Annotated in this window: 13 protein-coding genes; 9 read left to right on the forward strand and 4 right to left on the reverse strand. The window is 77.7% G+C overall.

What is annotated here, in order from left to right; translation table 11 throughout:
* Positions 1-9: 9 nt before the first annotated feature.
* Together HOP40_RS25020 and HOP40_RS25025 are read left to right on the forward strand one after the other, a co-directional pair.
* Positions 10-1,041, forward strand: coding sequence for a DUF4333 domain-containing protein (locus HOP40_RS25020; RefSeq protein ID WP_172162608.1), 1,032 nt, complete (start codon positions 10-12; stop codon positions 1,039-1,041).
* The gene (locus HOP40_RS25025; protein WP_172162611.1) at positions 1,041-2,234 is read left to right on the forward strand and encodes a GNAT family N-acetyltransferase; all 1,194 of its coding nucleotides are present in this window, start codon (positions 1,041-1,043) and stop codon (positions 2,232-2,234) included. The genes HOP40_RS25020 and HOP40_RS25025 overlap by 1 nt, the downstream gene beginning before the upstream one ends.
* A gap of 91 nt (positions 2,235-2,325) precedes the next feature.
* Here HOP40_RS25025 and HOP40_RS25030 read toward each other — a convergent pair whose 3' ends face one another.
* Positions 2,326-2,886, reverse strand: coding sequence for an RNA polymerase sigma factor (locus tag HOP40_RS25030; RefSeq protein ID WP_172162614.1), 561 nt, complete (start codon positions 2,884-2,886; stop codon positions 2,326-2,328).
* Between the two features lie 98 nt (positions 2,887-2,984).
* On the opposite strand from HOP40_RS25030, the gene HOP40_RS25035 reads away from it, so the two are divergent.
* From HOP40_RS25035 to HOP40_RS25045, 3 genes are read left to right on the forward strand one after another with little or no spacing between them, the layout of a single operon-like run.
* Entirely contained in the window at positions 2,985-3,374 is a 390-nt protein-coding gene (locus HOP40_RS25035) for a hypothetical protein (protein WP_172162617.1), read from the forward strand.
* Positions 3,371-5,275 (forward strand): dynamin family protein, encoded by a 1,905-nt coding sequence (locus tag HOP40_RS25040; RefSeq protein WP_172162620.1) that lies wholly within the window; start codon positions 3,371-3,373, stop codon positions 5,273-5,275. Before HOP40_RS25035 ends, HOP40_RS25040 begins: the two co-directional genes overlap by 4 nt.
* A gap of 34 nt (positions 5,276-5,309) precedes the next feature.
* Positions 5,310-7,187 carry a dynamin family protein gene (locus HOP40_RS25045; protein WP_172162623.1) on the forward strand — a complete coding sequence of 626 codons (1,878 nt, stop codon included), beginning with the start codon at positions 5,310-5,312 and terminating at the stop codon, positions 7,185-7,187.
* Positions 7,188-7,212: 25 nt separating this feature from the next.
* Here the strand turns inward: HOP40_RS25045 and HOP40_RS25050 are convergent, their stop codons facing one another.
* A complete protein-coding gene (locus HOP40_RS25050) occupies positions 7,213-9,663 on the reverse strand; it encodes an Hsp70 family protein (protein ID WP_172162626.1) in 2,451 nt (816 codons plus the stop codon).
* A 94-nt stretch (positions 9,664-9,757) separates the two neighbouring features.
* Complete coding sequence (locus tag HOP40_RS25055; RefSeq protein WP_240157260.1) at positions 9,758-10,744, reverse strand: 5'-3' exonuclease; 987 nt, start codon at positions 10,742-10,744, stop codon at positions 9,758-9,760.
* A 30-nt stretch (positions 10,745-10,774) separates the two neighbouring features.
* On the opposite strand from HOP40_RS25055, the gene HOP40_RS25060 reads away from it, so the two are divergent.
* Positions 10,775-11,890 (forward strand): M24 family metallopeptidase, encoded by a 1,116-nt coding sequence (locus tag HOP40_RS25060; RefSeq protein WP_172162629.1) that lies wholly within the window; start codon positions 10,775-10,777, stop codon positions 11,888-11,890.
* A 28-nt stretch (positions 11,891-11,918) separates the two neighbouring features.
* Here HOP40_RS25060 and HOP40_RS25065 read toward each other — a convergent pair whose 3' ends face one another.
* The gene (locus HOP40_RS25065; protein ID WP_240157261.1) at positions 11,919-12,965 is read right to left on the reverse strand and encodes a GDSL-type esterase/lipase family protein; all 1,047 of its coding nucleotides are present in this window, start codon (positions 12,963-12,965) and stop codon (positions 11,919-11,921) included.
* A 239-nt stretch (positions 12,966-13,204) separates the two neighbouring features.
* Between HOP40_RS25065 and HOP40_RS25070 the strand changes: the two genes are divergently transcribed.
* From HOP40_RS25070 to HOP40_RS25080, 3 genes are all read left to right on the forward strand, one after another.
* A complete protein-coding gene (locus tag HOP40_RS25070) occupies positions 13,205-13,393 on the forward strand; it encodes a PspC domain-containing protein (RefSeq protein WP_240157262.1) in 189 nt (62 codons plus the stop codon).
* Complete coding sequence (locus tag HOP40_RS25075) at positions 13,390-14,913, forward strand: amidohydrolase (protein WP_172162632.1); 1,524 nt, start codon at positions 13,390-13,392, stop codon at positions 14,911-14,913. Before HOP40_RS25070 ends, HOP40_RS25075 begins: the two co-directional genes overlap by 4 nt.
* A 119-nt stretch (positions 14,914-15,032) precedes the next feature.
* Positions 15,033-15,866 (forward strand): PIG-L deacetylase family protein, encoded by an 834-nt coding sequence (locus HOP40_RS25080; RefSeq protein ID WP_172162635.1) that lies wholly within the window; start codon positions 15,033-15,035, stop codon positions 15,864-15,866.
* The last annotated feature ends 30 nt before the right edge of the window (positions 15,867-15,896 follow it).

Below are 15,896 nucleotides of genomic sequence, written 5' to 3' on the forward strand. Positions count from 1 at the left end.
AGGTCGGCGATGACGACGCCCGAGGGCACCCCGCACGGCAGGCCGGCCGAGGGGGCGGAGCAGCCCACCTGGGGCGGAGCCCCCGCCGGGGGATGGGGCGACCCGTCCGTCGACCGCGCCGCCGAGACCCGCTCCTGGAGCGAGGAGGCGCCGGCGCGCGAGGAGCAGGCTTCGCCCGACCCGGCCGCCGACGGGCCGGCCGACCCGGACGCCACGCGGGTCGTCACCACCACCCCGCCCGCCACGACCCCGGCGGCCGCTTCACCGCCCGCCACGTCACCGCCGCCTGCGGGCGCTCCCGACCCTGACGCCACCCGCGTCGACCACCCCGGCTCCTGGGGCCCGCCCGGGCAGCCACCCGCGTCTGGCGCGCCCGCGTGGGCGCAGCAGCCGCCGATGGGCGGCGGGGGCTGGGCCGCCCCGCAGCAGGTTCCGCCGACGGGCGGGCAGGACTGGGGCCCGCCGGGCGCGCACCCCGGTCAGCAGCCGTACCCCGGGCAGCCCCACCCGGCACAGCCGTACCCGAGCCAGCCGGGGTACGCCGGTCAGCAGGGCTACGGCCAGCAGGGCGGCTACGGGCAGCAGGGGTACGCGCAGCAGGGCTACGGGCAGCAGGGGTACGCGCAGCCGGGGTACGGGCAACAGGGCTACGGGCAGCCGGGCTACGGGCAGGGCTACCCGCCGCTGCCCGACGTCGACCGGGCCCGGCGGCGCTCGCGCCTCCCGCTGGTGATCGGCGGGATCGTGGTGGCGCTGCTCGCGGTCGGGGCGGTCCTGGCGTTCGTGTCGCCCGGCTTCCTCACCACCACCGTCTTCGACCAGGCCGCGCTGCAGAGCGGCGTCCAGCGGGTGCTCGTCGAGGACTACGGCTACCCCGTCGTCGGCGAGGTCACCTGCGGGGAGGCCGACGCGGGCCCGATCCGGGTCGTCACCGGCACCACCTTCACCTGCACCACCACGATCGACGGCGCCACCGCCGTCGTGCCGGTGGAGGTCACGAGCGACACCGGCGACTACGAGGTCGGCAGGCCCGCCGCCTGATGGTCGCCGTCCACGTCCTCGGGCCCGACGAGCTGCGGGCCGCGAACCGGCTCTTCGCCGCCACCATCCACCAGGACGCCGTCCCGGACCCCGACTGGGACCGCGCCGCCCTGAGCTACAGCCCCGGCCGCACGCTCGGCGTCACCGAGGGGCGGGAGCTGGTCGGCACCGCGACCTCCTTCCCGACGCGCACGGCGGTGCCCGGCGGCGCGGCCCTCGACACGGCCGCGGTCACCCGGGTCGGGGTGCGGCCCGACCGCACCCGCCGCGGCGTCCTGTCGACGATGATGCGCACGCTGCTGGACGACACCGCGGCCCGCGGCGAGCCGCTCGCCTCGCTGCGCGCGAGCGAGGCGCGGATCTACGGCCGCTTCGGCTACGGCGTCGCCAGCCGCGGCCGCGAGGTCGCCGTCAGCGGCACCGGGAAGGGCTGGCGCCGCGCACCGGCCGGGTCGGTGCGCGTGGTCGTCGGCGACGACGTCCTGCCGACGCTGACCGCCCTGCACGACGCGCTCGCGCTGCGGCGCCCCGGCGGCATCACCCGCCCCGAGCCGTGGTGGTGGCGCCCGGTGGGGCAGCGGGTGGCGAAGGGCGAGCACGTCGTCGTGGCCGTGCACACCGGTCCGGACGGCGACGACGGGTTCGCCGTGGCCTCCCCGACCGGACCCGGATCGTTCTCGCACCGCACGCTGCGCGTCTCGGACCTGCACGCCGACGGCGTCGACGCCGTCGCCGGGCTCTGGGCGTTCCTCACCGGGATCGACCTCGTCGACCGCGTCGAGGGCTGGCTGCGCCCCGTCGACGAGCCGCTGGAGCTGCTCCTCGCCGACCCGCGCGACTGCGTCGTCGCCGGGTTCGAGGACGAGACCTGGCTCCGCCTGGTCGACGTGCCGGCGGCGCTGGCCGCGCGGAGCTGGGGCGCGGGGCCATCCGTGCTGGTCGGCGTGCACGACCGCCTGCTGCCCGCCAACGACGGCGTCTACCGGATCGGCGACGGCACGGCCGAGCGCGTGCGGGCCGAGCCGGAGCTGGAGTGCGACGTCGACGCCCTGGCGATGGCCTACCTCGGCGACCGCGCGCCGTCGCTGCTCGCGGCCACGGGGTGGTGGCGCGTGCACGACGCCGGCGCCCCGGCGCGGGCCGACGCGCTGTTCGCCAGCGGCCGCTCGCCGTGGTGCGGGACCTACTTCTGAGGAATCCCGGGACCCGCTGTAACCCCGGGCCCCGGCCCGGCGTCCCTCCTGGTGAGAGCACGTCCACCGGAGAGGAGCCGAGATGTCGGAGTCAGCGTCCCAGCTGCTCGCGCAGCGCGGTCCTGGCCCGGTAGATCCACACCTTCACGCTGTTGAGCGGGGCGCCCATCAGCTCCGCGACCTGCGCGTAGGACAGCCCACCGACCCACAGGAGCAGCGCCTCGCGGTGCTTCTCGGGCAGCGTCTCGAGCGCGTCCTGCACGGCCATCGTCTCCACCAGCACGTCGGCGAACGGCGCGGCCTGCGAGTCGCGGGGCCGGTCCTCGAAGTCGTCGAGGGTGGTCTCGGGCCGGCGCCCGCGCGAGCGGATCACGCTCAGTGCGGCGTTGCGGGCGATCGTGAACACCCACGCCCCGAACGGGCAGCGGTGCTCGAAGCGGTGCAGGTTGCGCCAGACCGCGATCTGGCACTCCTGCAGGGCGTCGGCGGCGTCGGTGCGGTTGCCGGTCAGCCGCAGGCACAGGGCGTGCGCCTGGCGCTCGGAGGCCTTCCAGAGGGCCTTGAACGCCTGCTGGTCACCCGCCTGTGCGGCCCGGACCAGCGCGGCCTCGTCGCCGGCGTCGTCCGGGTCGGGGAACGGTCCCGTGGACATCGTCCTCCTGAGGGCAGCCGGATCGGGTCGTCAGAACACAGTTCGCGGCACAGCCGCGGATCGTTAGCCATAGTGGACCACGACGAACGGAGAAGGCGATGACCGACGACATGGTGTCCCGCGACGCCCTGCGCGAAATGCTGTTCGACGGCGTCACCCCGCCGGACGGGTCCGACGCGATGTTCGAGCGCACCTTCGCCGCCGAGGGGGGCGACGGGTCGGAGCTGCTGCCGCCCGACGGCTTCTTCGACGGCGGCGACGACGTCGACACCGACGACCCGGGCGACCTCGCGCTGTTCGAGGAGACCGACCCCGATGGCTCCGCCGACACCGACGGCCTGCCCGACGACCTCGTCCCGGCCGACGACCAGGGCGGCCACGACGGCGGTCACGACGCCGGTCACGACGGCGGGACCGACGACGCGCAGGACGGCACCGACCCGGGCGCCGACCCGCACCACCTCGGCGACCCCGGCACGGGCTGGTGAGCGGGGCCGACCCGCTCGCCGCACTGCGCGACCTCTGCCGCGGCGGCGCGGCCCGGGCCCGCGACCCGCGCCTGCGCGCCGAGCTGGAGGCCGTCGGGCGCCAGCTGGACCGGCCGCTGCAGCTCGCGGTGGCCGGGGCGGTCAGCGCGGGCAAGTCGACGCTGATCAACGCGATGCTGCGGCGGTCGGTCGCACCGGCCGACGCGGGGGAGTGCACCCGCCTGGTCACCTGGTACGAGCACGGGGAGCGCGACGGCGTCGTGCTCGTCGAGTGCGTCGACGGGTCGGTGCGCCGGCTCGCGCTGCAGGACGGGCGGCTGCCCGCCGACCTCGGCGTCGACCCGTCGGCGGTGCTGCGGCTGCGCGTGCAGCTCGACGACCCGGCCCTGCGCACCGTCACGATCATCGACACGCCCGGGGTCAACACCGTCTCCGCGGACAACGAGGAGGCCACCCGGCGGCTGCTGTTCGGCGACGCCGCCGCCGAGCACGCGCAGGCCCTGCTCTACGTCCTGCGCTACGTGCAGCGCTTCGACGCCGACACCCTCGAGGAGTTCCGCGCGCTGTCCGCGGCGTGCGGGATGACCGCCGTCAACACGGCCGCGGTGCTCACCCAGATCGACCGCCGCGGCGACGGCGACGAGGACCCCTGGCCCACCGCACGGCGGCTCGTCGCGAAGGCGTCGGCCGACCTCGGCGGGCGCGTGCTCGACGTCGCCCCGGTGATCGGCCTGCTCGCCGAGACCGCCCGCGGCAACCTGCTGGGCCCCGCCGAGGTCGACGCGCTGCGCGAGCTCGCTGCCCTGCCCCCCGACGAGCTCGACGACCTGCTGCTCGACCTCGACGAGTTCACGACCGAGCCGTTCGGGCCGGTCGACCTGCCCACCCGCGCGGTCCTCGTCGCCCGCCTGCACCGCTACGGCATCCGCGAGGCCGTCGCCCGGCTGCGCCGGCGGCCCGCGACCGGGCCCGCCGAGCTGCACCGCTGGCTCGCCGGCTGCTCCGGCTACGGCGCCGACGTCTCGCCCGACAGCGGCACCGTCGTCTGGGAGGTGGAGAGCGGCGGCCCCGAGCTGCCGCGCACCCTGGCCGACGTGCTCGACCGCTTCGCCCGCCACGCCGGGCGCCTCAAGGCCTTCGCCGCGGTCGGGCGGCTGCGCGGGCTGACCCGGCACGAGGTCGATCCCGCCGACGCCGGGCTGGTCGCGGAGCTGCGCGAGGCCGTCGACGAGAACCGGCCCGTGGTCGCCGGGCTGCGCGGCCTGCGGATCCTCGCCGCCTGCGCCGCGCTCGGGCGCGGCCAGCTGCGCCTGGACGAGGAGATGACGGCCGAGCTGATGCGCCTGGCCCGCTTCGACGACCCCGCGGCCGGGCTCGGCCTGCCCCTGACCTGCACCGCCGCCGACGTGGTCGCGGCGGCCGGAGAGGCGTCGCGCCGGTGGCGGCGGGTCGTCGCGCTGGCCGGGCCGACCGTAGGCGGGCAGCGCGCCCGCGACGTCCTCGGCGCGCTCGAGGACATCGCGGCGGCCGCGCTCTCCACCGCGGGCGGCGCGCCCGTGCCGGCCCCGGTGCCCGTCGCCGCGCCCGTCACCGTGCCCGACCCGACCCGCCTGCACCGCAGGCCCGGCTGGACCGGGATCGACCCCGACCGGCTCGACGCGCTCGCCGCATCGCCCCAGCTCGGGGAGCGGGAGCGGGCGGCCGTGGTGCGGCTGCGCGACTCGACCGGGCCCGGCGACGCCGCGGAGCCCGGCTCCGCGGCCGTGCTCGCCGCCCGGTTCCGGGTCCTGCTGCACCGGCCCCTGCCGGTCGCGGAACGGCGCGCCGTGCAGGCGGTCTGCGCGGTGCTGGAGGCGGTGGCGCTCGACCGGGCGCCGGTGCGCGAGGGGGCTGCGACGTGAGGGGCCGGGACGTGAGCGTGAGAGGGGCCGGGACGTGAGCGGAACGGTGGCCGGGGTGCTGCGGCTGGCCAACGAGGTGCACGGGCTGGCCAAGGCGGCGGGCCGGGAGGACCTGCGGCTGCCGCTGGCCGAGCAGGCCGGGCGCTGGAAGGACGCGACCACCACCGTCGTGCTCGCCGGGGCGCAGAAGCGCGGCAAGAGCCGGCTGCTCAACTGCCTGGTCGGGCACCCCGACCTGCTGCCCGTCGACGCCGACATCGCCACCCACACGCAGGTGGCCGTGACGCGCGGGCCCGAGCTCGAGGTGACGGTGCTGCGCACCGACGGCAGCCGCGTCGGGGTCGACCCCTCGGAGCTGCCCGCCTACGCCTCGGTGCTCGGCGACCCGGCCGTGCTGCGGGAGGTCACCGGCCTGGAGGTGACGATCGACGAGCCGCTGCTCGACGGGCTGCGCCTGGTCGACACCCCCGGCGTCGACAGCCTCACCCTGGGCCACCGCCACGCCACGATGGGCGCCCTGGCCCGCGCCGACGCCCTGCTGTTCGCCGTGAGCGCGCAGGACCAGCCGATCCTGCGCCACGAGCTGGAGTTCCTCGCCGAGGCCGCCGACCGGATCCTGTCGGTGGCGTTCGTGCTCACCAAGGTCGAGGACTCGACGTCGTGGCGCGAGCTGCTCCGCGAGAACAAGGAGCGGCTCACCCGGTTCTGCGGGCCGGACGGGCCGGGGCTCGCACCCGAGGTGGCGGCACGGCTGCTGGAGGCGCCGTGGCTGCCGGTGAGCGCGAAGCTCGGCGAGGCCGCGCTGTCGCTGGCGGCGGCCGGGCACACCGAGCGCGCGCAGGCCCGCCTGGAGCGCAGCGGCCTGCCCGGGCTGCGCCGGCACGTGCGGCGCTGCGCCGAGCGCCGCGAGCTGGTGCGCGCGGGTGGGGTGCTCGGGCTGGCCGTCGCGGGGATCCGGGCGCTGTCGGAGCCCGAGCAGGACCGCGCCGCCGCCGACGGGGACGACGGCGTCGAGACCCGCCGCGCCGCCGTCGAGGAGGAGCTGGCCCAGCTCGCCGCACTGCGCCGCGAGCGGCGCCGCCGCAGCATCGACCACCAGCTCATCGGCCGCCGGGTGGCCAACCGGGCCCGCGCGCGCCTGGACGGCTACCGGCGCGGCTACGAGCGCGAGATCGGCGGCCTGACGACGCCCGCGGCCGTCACGGCGTACGCCGCGACGCTGCCCGAGAGCATCGAGCGGACCCTCGGCGCCGCCTGGCAGGAGATCGCCGCCGACACCGAGCGCACCGTCTCCGAGGCGCTGCCCCGCTACCTCACCGAGATGGGCGTCGACCCCGGGGAGCTCGACCGCGTCGTCATGGAGGCCCCGGTCCGCGCGCCCGGGTCGCTGCAGGCCGAGGGGCCGGGTGGGAAGTTCGACGTCATCGGCGAGGGCGTCCCGGCGCTGATGATGGCCAGCAGCGTCGGGTTCCTGTCCTCGCACGTGTTCGTGGGCCTGGCGTTCGGGCTGTCGGTGCTCGCGCCGATCGCGCTGGGCGGGCTGCTGGCCGGCACGCTCCTCGCGCACCGGCGCCGCGTCGCCGAGGCCACCCGCAACCGCACCGCGCTCACCAAGGCCCTGGGCGACGCGTTCGGCGTGGCCACCAACGAGATGACGGTGGCCGTCGAGCAGGCGGTGGCGGCGTGGCGCGGGGAGGCCGAGCACGCCGTCGACGCCGCCTTCGCGACCCGCCAGCAGGAGCTCGACGCCCGCCGCCGCGAGCTGGCCGGGCTGGCGGCCCAGGACGCCGCGGTCCGCCGCAAGGCCGCCGCGGCCGCGCAGGAGCGCCTCGACACCCTCGTGGAGGCCGAGCGGCGCGGCAAGGAGCTGTCCGTGGCGCTGGCGGCGGAGCTGAAGGCCGCGCCGGCCTGAGCCGTGCCCCCTGTCCGCGCCCCCCTCAGCGCCCGGGGACGCGGACGAGCAGGCCCGGGTCGGAGCAGGAGTCGCCCGGCGCGGCGCCGGGCACGTGCCGGGCCACCAGCGCGCCCGCCGCCCGCCCCACCGGCTCCAGCCACCCGCGGGCGGCGGCGAGCACGCGGGTGCCCGCGCCGTCGGCCGCGACGAGCCGCGAGCCGCCCGCGCCGTCGCCGGTGCCCAGCAGCAGGGACTCGCCGTCGGCACGGACCCGCGGCGCCTCGTCCGGGCGGGCGCCCGCGGGGGAGCCGAGCAGCGAGGGGTAGCGGCCGAGCTCCCGGAGCCCGCCCTCGACGAGGGCGTGCACGGCGAGCCCGCGGCCGGGGGAGAGGCGGTCGACCGACACCGCGAACGGCTGGCGCCCGGCGACCGCCCACCGCGCGTCGCCCGCGGGCGGTCGCGGGAGGACCGGGCGGCGGTCGCCGCCCCGGAGGTCGGCGCCGCGCGGATCCGAGCGGTGCTCCAGCCCCGTCGCGGTGGCCAGCAGACGCCGACCGCCCGCGGCGAGCACCTGCCGCACCGCGGCCTCCTCGCCCACCGGCGTGACCTCCCCGGCCGGGCCGACCAGCAGCAGCGTCTGCCGGCCGCCGCGGCCCAGCACCAGCGCCACCGAGCGGCCGTCGCCCAGCAGCGCGGGGACGGCGCTCCCGGAGCCGGTGGGGTCGAGCAGGCGGCGGGTGCCGTCGACGTAGTCGAAGACGGCCGGACCCAGCGGCACCACCGGACCCGGCGTGCCCGCGCGCAGGGGCAGCACCTGCACCGCGAGCGACCCGGACTCCTCCAGCGGCCCGGTCATCCGCGTGTCCGGCGAGCGGAGCACCGCCCACGCGACGCCCCCCGCGGCCACCAGGAACGGGCGGTACGGCGTGGGGAGCTGCGTCGAGGTGCCGACGGAGAGGTCCGCGCCGAGCGTGTGGCAGTGCAGGGCGCCGTCGCGGCGCTCGGCGACCACGATCCCGCCCTCGGCGACCGCCCAGCCGACGAGCCGCCCGAACCGGATCTTGCGCTCGGCGCGCCCGCTGACCGGGTCGACGACCGAGATGCGGTGCCGCGCGGACGGGCCGTCGGGGGCGGACCACACGTAGAGCCGCCCGGCCACCACCCGGGCGTCGAGCACCGCGTCGGCCAGCGGCACGAGGTCGACGGGCGGGGCGGCGCCGGGCACGTCGGTGGCCACGGCGGGGCGGCGGGTGGGGCCGGTCGGGGCGACGGGGGCGGGTGTGCGGCCCTTCGGCCCGGCCGGTGCCTGCTCCGCGCGCGCCCGTCCGGCCGCGGCGGGCACCGGGACGGCCGCACGCCCGGCGCCGGCCGGGGTGCCGGAGCCACCGCGCTCGGTCACCGGGGCGATGCCCGCGGCCGGTCCGGCCGTCGCCGCAGGACCGGGCGCGGCGATCCGACCGGCCAGCCGCGCCGCCCCCAGCGCCACGGCGCCCTTCGGGTCGGCCGGGACGCGGACGCGCTCGCCGTAGGCCCCGCGCAGCACCTGCTGCACCAGCGGGGTGCGGCTCGCGCCGCCGACGACCAGGACGGCGTCCACCGACGTGCCCCCGACGGTCTCGGCGAGCACCCGCGCGCTGCGCCGCACGTCGTCGGCGATGAGGTCGTCGAGCTCGGCGCGGGAGATGTGGACGTCGGCGTCGGCACCGGCGACGTACTGGCTCGCCGTCTCGAACGTCGACAGCGCCTCCTTCGCCAGCCGCGCCTCGGTGAGCAGGTCGGCCTCGGCCGCGAGCCGCGCGGGGTCGGTGGTCAGCTGCTCCCACCACTGCGGCGCGGCGTGCGCGAGCTGCCCGCCGAAGTGCCGGAAGACGAGCTGGTCGAAGACCTCGCCGCCGAGGTCGGGGTCGCCTCCCGGGCGCCCCGCCACGCGGAACCCACCGGGCTCGGGCACCAGCACCGTGGCGTCGAAGGTGACCCCGCCCAGGTCGTAGACGGCGACGGTCCCGGTGACCCCGTGCGCGACGGCCGCCGCGACGGGCTCGGGCACCAGCTCGACGTCGACGCGCGGCAGCACCCGCGCGGCGACCTCCCGCAGCTCGGCGAGCCGGTCGGGGGTCCACGCGGGCGGGTGGGTGAGGACGAGCCGGGCCGGGTCGGCGTCGTCGAAGCGACGGCGGCCCTCCTGCACGAACAGCGCCAGCAGCGCGGCGAGGGCGTCGACCGCGCTGACCGGGCGCCCGCCCAGCAGCATCGGCGCGCGCCCCACGTAGCGGCGGGGGTTGCGCTCGGCCCGGTCGGGCAGCCGCCCGACGGCGCGCTGCGCGTAGCTGCCGGCGACGAGCCGGGCGTCCTCGGTGAGCAGGACCGTGGTCGGGACGCGCGGCTCGCCGCCGACCTCGAGCAGCTCCGCGGCACCGTCGACGGCGACCGCACCCGCCGCGTAGCTGGTGCCGAGGTCGACGCCCAGGGCCCACGCCGGTGCCGCCGCCGTCACGTGCCTCGCCCCCTCACCTGCGTCGTCCCGATCCGATCCTGCGCCACCCGATCCTGCGCCACCTCGATCCTGCGCTACCCCGATCCTGCGCGGTTCAGCGCGCCAGCGCCGCGCGCAGCCGCTCGACCGAGCTGCCGATGCCCCAGCGCTCGGCGAGGGCGTCGAGCCGGTCGGGGTCGACGGGCTCGGTGGGCAGGGCGTCGGGGCGGTCGAGGTGCACGTCGGCGTCGACGGCCACCCGCACCACCGGCTCCACGACGGCCAGGTACGGCGCGGCCGCGACGAGCTTGGTGCGGACGGTGGCGCTGATCCGGTTGTCGCTGCGGTCCTCGATGGCGGCCCGCAGCTCGGCCCACGAGTCGAAGCGGCCGACCAGCGTGGCCGCGGTCTTCGCGCCGACGCCGGGGACGCCGGGCAGCCCGTCGGAGGGGTCGCCGCGCAGCATCGCCATCTCCGCGTACGCCTCGCCGGCGCGCCCGACCGGCACCCCGTACTTCGCGGCCACCTCGGCCGGGCCGAGCAGCTCCGCCTTCGCCAGCCCGCGCCCGACGTAGAGCAGCCGGACCGCCGGGTCGCCGTCGCCGACGATCTGCATGAGGTCGCGGTCGCCGCTGACGGCCAGGACGTGGTCGGTCTTCTCGGTCGCGGCGAGGGTGCCGATGACGTCGTCGGCCTCGTAGCCCTCGGCGCCGCCGGTGGCGATTCCCGCCGCCTCCAGCACCTCCAGGATCAGCGGCACCTGCGGGGCGAGGGTGTCGGGCACCTCCTCCGGCACGCCCGCGGGCGCCGTGTCCGGCTCGCCCGGCACCCGGTGGGCCTTGTAGGTCGGGAGGGCGTCGACGCGGAACGCCGGGCGCCAGTCCAGGTCGAGGCAGGCGACGAGCCGCGTGGGGCGGTGCTCGGTGACCAGCCGCGACACCATGTCGGTGAAGCCGCGGACGGCGTTGACCGGCGTGCCGTCGGGGGCGGTCACCGACTCCGGCACGCCGTAGTAGGCCCGGAAGTACAGGCTCGCGGCGTCGAGCAGCATCAGCGACGGCGCGCGGTTGCTCCGGTGACTCGCTCCCAGGGGCTCGCTCATGCGTGCAGCTTGCCGGATACCCTCCCGGGCATGACAACGGCCGCGTTCGCCGACCGCATCCGTCGGGCCGGGCTCGTCGCCGCCGACCACGGCGCCGACGTCCTGCTCATCACCCCGGGCACCGATCTGCGGTACCTGCTGGGGATGACGGGGGAGTCCCACGAGCGGCTCACCTGCCTCGTGCTGCCCGCCGAGGGCCACCTCGCCCCGCCCGCCCTGGTCGTGCCGCGGCTGGAGGCCCCCGGCCTCGCCGGGCTGGGGCTCGACGAGCTCGGCGTGGAGGTCGTCACCTGGACCGACTCCGAGGACCCGTACCTGCTGGTCAGCGACCTCGCCGGCGGGCCCACCCGGATGGCCGTGGCCGACGGGATGCCCGCGCGGCACGTGTTCGGCCTGCGCGACGTGTTCCCCGAGGTCGGGCAGGTCCTGGCCGGGCCGGTGATCCGCGAGCTGCGGATGCGCAAGGACGCCACCGAGGTCGCCGAGCTGCGCGCCGCCGGTGCCGCGATCGACCGCGTGCACGCCCGCATGGGCGAGTTCCTGCAGGTCGGGCGCACCGAGGCCGAGATCGGCGAGCTGATCACCGCGGCGATCGTGGAGGAGGGGCACACCGGGGCGGCCTTCGTCATCGTCGGGTCCGGACCGCACGGCGCGAGCCCCCACCACGACGTCTCGGGCCGCACCGTCGAGCGCGGCGACGTCGTCGTCATCGACATCGGTGGCCCGCTGCCCAGCGGCTACAACTCCGACAGCACCCGCACCTACGCCGTCGGCGCCGAGCCGTCCGCCGACATCCGCGAGGCCTACGCCGTGCTGCAGGCCGCGCAGGAGGCCTCGGTGGCCGCGGTCCGCCCCGGCGTCACGGCCGAGTCGGTCGACGCCGCCGCCCGCGAGCCGATCACCGCCGCCGGACTGGGGAAGCAGTTCGTGCACCGCACCGGCCACGGCATCGGGCTCGACGTGCACGAGGAGCCCTACATCGTCGGCGGCAACACCCTCACCCTCGAGCCGGGCATGGCGTTCAGCGTGGAACCCGGCGTGTACCTCGACGGGGAGTGGGGCGCCCGCATCGAGGACATCGTGGTGGTCACCGAGGACGGCTGCGAGCGCCTCAACACCCGTCCGCGGGACCTCGTCGTCCTCTGAGGCTGCCCCACCTCCTCCGCGGCCCGGCTCAGGCCGGGGAGGGGGCGGTGGCCGCACCGGTCTCCGCCCGCACCCGCCCGTCGGCCCCGGCCACGCAGGCCGCGGAGGGGGCGCCGGAGCGGACGAACTCGCCGATGCAGCGGCCCATCTCGGCGTGCGCGGCCGCGGTGGGGTGGAAGGACTCCTGCGCCAGGTGGTAGCCCGCCGCGTCGAGGCCGCCGTAGACGAACGCCTCCGGGTCGACGGTGATGCGCCGCTGCCACTCCTCGCTGATCGGGACGCGGCTGCACGCCTCGAAGCCATCGGTGGCCCGGACCATGTCGACGAACCGCGCCCCGGTGCGCTCGGCGACGCCGCGCAGCGCGTCGGACAGGGCCGGGAAGACGACCGTGCGGCCCCAGCCCGCGTCGGCGCGGCTGTACGGGCAGCCCCGGGCGCCCTGCAGCGGCACCATGTCCTCCGTGACCGGGGAGGCGTAGGAGGCGAGGACGAGCGCGTAGCCGTCGTCGGCGTAGCCGGCCTGCCGCATCGCGGCCCGCACGTCGGCCACCACCGCCTCGACCCGCGGCGCCACCGCCGCCATCCGCCCCGCGACACCCGCGCCGAGGGACTCGCGGCACGGCGGGACCGTGGGGTCGAGGAACGCGCGGATGCAGGCGATGCCGGTGCCGGTGAGCTCGGGCTCGTCGTTCGCGCCGACCTGCAGCAGCACCGACGTGACCCGGTGGGTGCGCGCCACCTCGACCAGCCGTGCCGCCTGCGAGCCCTCGGTGTAGTGGGTGCCGTCGCCGAACGCGACGTCGGCGGCCTCCGCCCCCGAGCACGCCAGGTTGACCGACTCGTCGGCCAGCCCGGTGCGGTGCACGTAGGCGTGCGCGGAGCGGTGGCACCAGTCGCCGCCCTCGCCGCGGGTGCCGGCCACGTAGTCGCCCGCGCCCTCCCCGGACGCGGCGCTGTCGCCCAGGGCGACGACCGCGGTGGGACGCTCCGCCGCGACCGCCGGGGGCGCCCCGAGCAGCGTGAGGGCGAGCACGGCGAGCAGCGGGGGGAGCAGCAGGCGGCGGGAACGGATCACGGACCGGACGCTAGGGTGCGCTCCCGGCCCTGACCAGGGCGTTCGCCGATGCCTGTGGACAACCCCCGTGCGGAGCAGCGCCCCTCACGATCAGCGACGGTTGTCCACCGGATCCGGGCACCGGGGTTGACATCCGGGAACCCCGGGGTGCTCTCCGGGCGTTCACCTGATGTCGACGGGCCGCAACCGGCGGAACGTGGACCACAGCGACGAGACGCGTCGCACGAGAGGAGCCCTTCGTGGCATCGACCCTGACCCGCCCGCGGAACGGGAAGGTCATCGCCGGCGTGTGCGCCGGCCTGGCGGAGCGGTTCGGGCTGAGCCCGTTCCTGGTCCGGCTCGCCTTCCTGCTGTCCTGCATCCTCCCCGGACCGCAGTTCATCGCGTACCTGGTCCTCTGGGTGATCATGCCCAAGCGCGGCGTGTGACGCGCACGCTGCTGCTCGGCGCCCGGGTCCTCGACCCGGGCGCCCCGCCCGGCCCCGCGGCCGTGGAGGTCGTCGACGGGACGATCACGCACGTGCACCCGGCCCACGAGGCCACCGACGTGACCGGCGACCACGTCCTGCACCTCGACGGCGCCCTGCTCACCCCCGCCTTCGTCGACGCCCACGTGCACGCCACCTCCACCGGCCTGCTCGTCGACGGCCTCGACCTCGCCGGCTGCCCGTCCCCGCGCGCCCTGCTCGACGCCGTCCGCGCCCGCACCACCGCCCGCCCCGGCGCGCTGGTCTGGGGCCACGGCTGGCAGGAGCAGACCTGGGACGCCCCGCCGCCCACCCGCGCCGAGCTCGACCGCGCCGCGCAGGGCGCACCGGTCTACCTCAGCCGGATCGACGTGCACTCCGCGCTGGTCAGCAGCGACCTCGCGCCCTCCGGCGCCCCTGACGGCCCGCTGACCGCCGACGCCCACCACCACGCCCGCCGCGCCGCGCTCGCCGCCGTCGACGGCCCCGTCCGCGACGCCGCCCAGCGCGCCTTCCTCACCGGCGCCGCCGCCCGCGGGGTCGGCGTCGTGCACGAGTGCGCGGGCCCCGACATCTCCTCCCGCGCCGACCTCGCCGCGCTGCGCGCCCGCGCCGCGGCGGGGGAGGGCCCGGACGTCGTCGGCTACTGGGGCGAGGCCGTCACCACCGCCGAGGAGGCCCGTGACCTGCTCGCGGCCACCGGCGCCCACGGCCTGGCCGGCGACCTGTTCGTCGACGGCTCGATCGGCTCGCGCACCGCCGCCCTGGCCGCCCCCTACGCCGACGCCCCCGGCTGCACCGGCAACCGCTACCTCGACGCCGGGCAGGTCGCCGCGCACGTCGCGGCCTGCACCGCGGCGGGTGTGCAGGCGGGCTTCCACGTCATCGGCGACGCGGCCGCGGCGATCCTCGTCGAGGGCCTGCAGCGCGCCCGGACGAGCGGTGCCGGGCCGGGACCGGTGCGCCACCGCGTCGAGCACCTGGAGATGGTCGACGCCGGGCAGATCGCGGTGCTCGCGGCGCACGGGGTCGTCGCCAGCGTCCAGCCCCTGTTCGACGCGTACTGGGGCGGCCCGGACGGCATGTACGCCGAGCGCCTGGGCGCCCGCGCCGCCGCGATGAACCCGTTCGCCGCCCTGCACGCCGCGGGCGTGGTCCTGGCGCTGGGCTCCGACAGCCCGGTCACCCCGGTCGGGCCGTGGGAGGCGGTGCGCGCCGCCGTCGCCCACCGCACGCCCGGCTCCGGGCTGACGCAGGCCCAGGCGCTGGCCGCGCACACCGTCGGCGGGCACCGCGCCGCCGGCGACACCCACCCGCTGGCCGGGCGGATCGTCTTGGGAGCACCCGCCTCCTACGCCGTCTGGGACACCGACGCCGACGGCTTGGCGGGCGAATGCCTGCGCACCGTGCAGCGCGGCCGCGTGCTGCACGACACCCTGGTTCCCGGCCGCGCCCCGGCTGTGGCACCATTCCCCGCGTGATCGACCGGACCGGGCCCGCGCTGCGCGGGTGCTGTCCGGGGTGCTGTCGCTGTAGCTGACGCCCCCGGTCCCGTCCGCCTGCCCGCATCCGTTGCGGCCCGCACGTCTGCGATCACCCCATGAACGAGCCCGACCTCCGCGGCCAGACCGTCCTCGTCCTGCACGCCCACCCCGACGACGAGTCGATCTTCTCCGGCCTCACGCTGCGCCGCCTCGCCGACGCCGGCGCCCGCACGGTCCTGGTGCTGGCCACGGCGGGGGAGCTGGGCGGCTCCCGCGTGCCGCTGCGCCCCGGCGAGACCGTGCCCGAGCGGCGGATCGCCGAGCTGGAGCAGGCCTCCGCGCTGCTCGGGGTCTCCCGGCTGGTGCTGCTCGGCGGCCGCGACTCGGGCCTGCCCGGCGGCCCCGGCATCGCGCACCCCCGGGCGCTGGCCGCGGCCGACCCGCTCGCGCTCGCCCGGCACGTCGCCGAGCTCGCCGACGACGAGGGCGCGGCGACGATCGTCCACGACGACGAGCACGGCATCTACGGCCACCCCGACCACAACGCGGCCTTCCGCGTCGGCGCGCTGGCCGCGGAGCTGACCGGCGCCACCGCCTACCGCACCACCGTCGACCGCGAGCACCTGCACACCGCCGCCCGCGACGGCCACCTCGTGCACGGCGCCGCCCGCGCGGTGCACGAGACCGGCGGGCGCACCCCGTTCGGCCGCGCGACCGTCGAGATCGCCCTCGCGGTGACCGGCACCGAGGCCCACCTCGACGTCAAGCACGCCGCGATCACCGCCCACGCGAGCCAGCTCGGCCCCGACGACGTGCCGCGCGCCACGTTCGCCGCCGCCTACGGCTACGAGTGGTACACCCGCAGCGGCCCGCCCGGCGTGCTCGACCTCCTGGGCAACGCGCACCTGCTGTCGCGGGCGTCACACCGGGTGACGCGCGGCAGCCGGTAACGGGCGGGGCCGGGTCGGCGACCTAGGGGG

Origin of the sequence: Pseudonocardia broussonetiae (assembly GCF_013155125.1) — a bacterium.
Lineage (GTDB): Bacteria > Actinomycetota > Actinomycetes > Mycobacteriales > Pseudonocardiaceae > Pseudonocardia > Pseudonocardia broussonetiae.

Coding starts and splice junctions, on each gene's coding strand:
- HOP40_RS25020 (WP_172162608.1), top strand. CDS start 10: ATGACGACGCCCGAGGGCACCCCGCACGGCAGGCCGGCCGAGGGGGCG.
- HOP40_RS25060 (WP_172162629.1), top strand. CDS start 10,775: ATGACAACGGCCGCGTTCGCCGACCGCATCCGTCGGGCCGGGCTCGTC.
- HOP40_RS25025 (WP_172162611.1), top strand. CDS start 1,041: ATGGTCGCCGTCCACGTCCTCGGGCCCGACGAGCTGCGGGCCGCGAAC.
- HOP40_RS25030 (WP_172162614.1), bottom strand. CDS start 2,886: ATGTCCACGGGACCGTTCCCCGACCCGGACGACGCCGGCGACGAGGCC.
- HOP40_RS25055 (WP_240157260.1), bottom strand. CDS start 10,744: ATGAGCGAGCCCCTGGGAGCGAGTCACCGGAGCAACCGCGCGCCGTCG.
- HOP40_RS25080 (WP_172162635.1), top strand. CDS start 15,033: ATGAACGAGCCCGACCTCCGCGGCCAGACCGTCCTCGTCCTGCACGCC.
- HOP40_RS25035 (WP_172162617.1), top strand. CDS start 2,985: ATGACCGACGACATGGTGTCCCGCGACGCCCTGCGCGAAATGCTGTTC.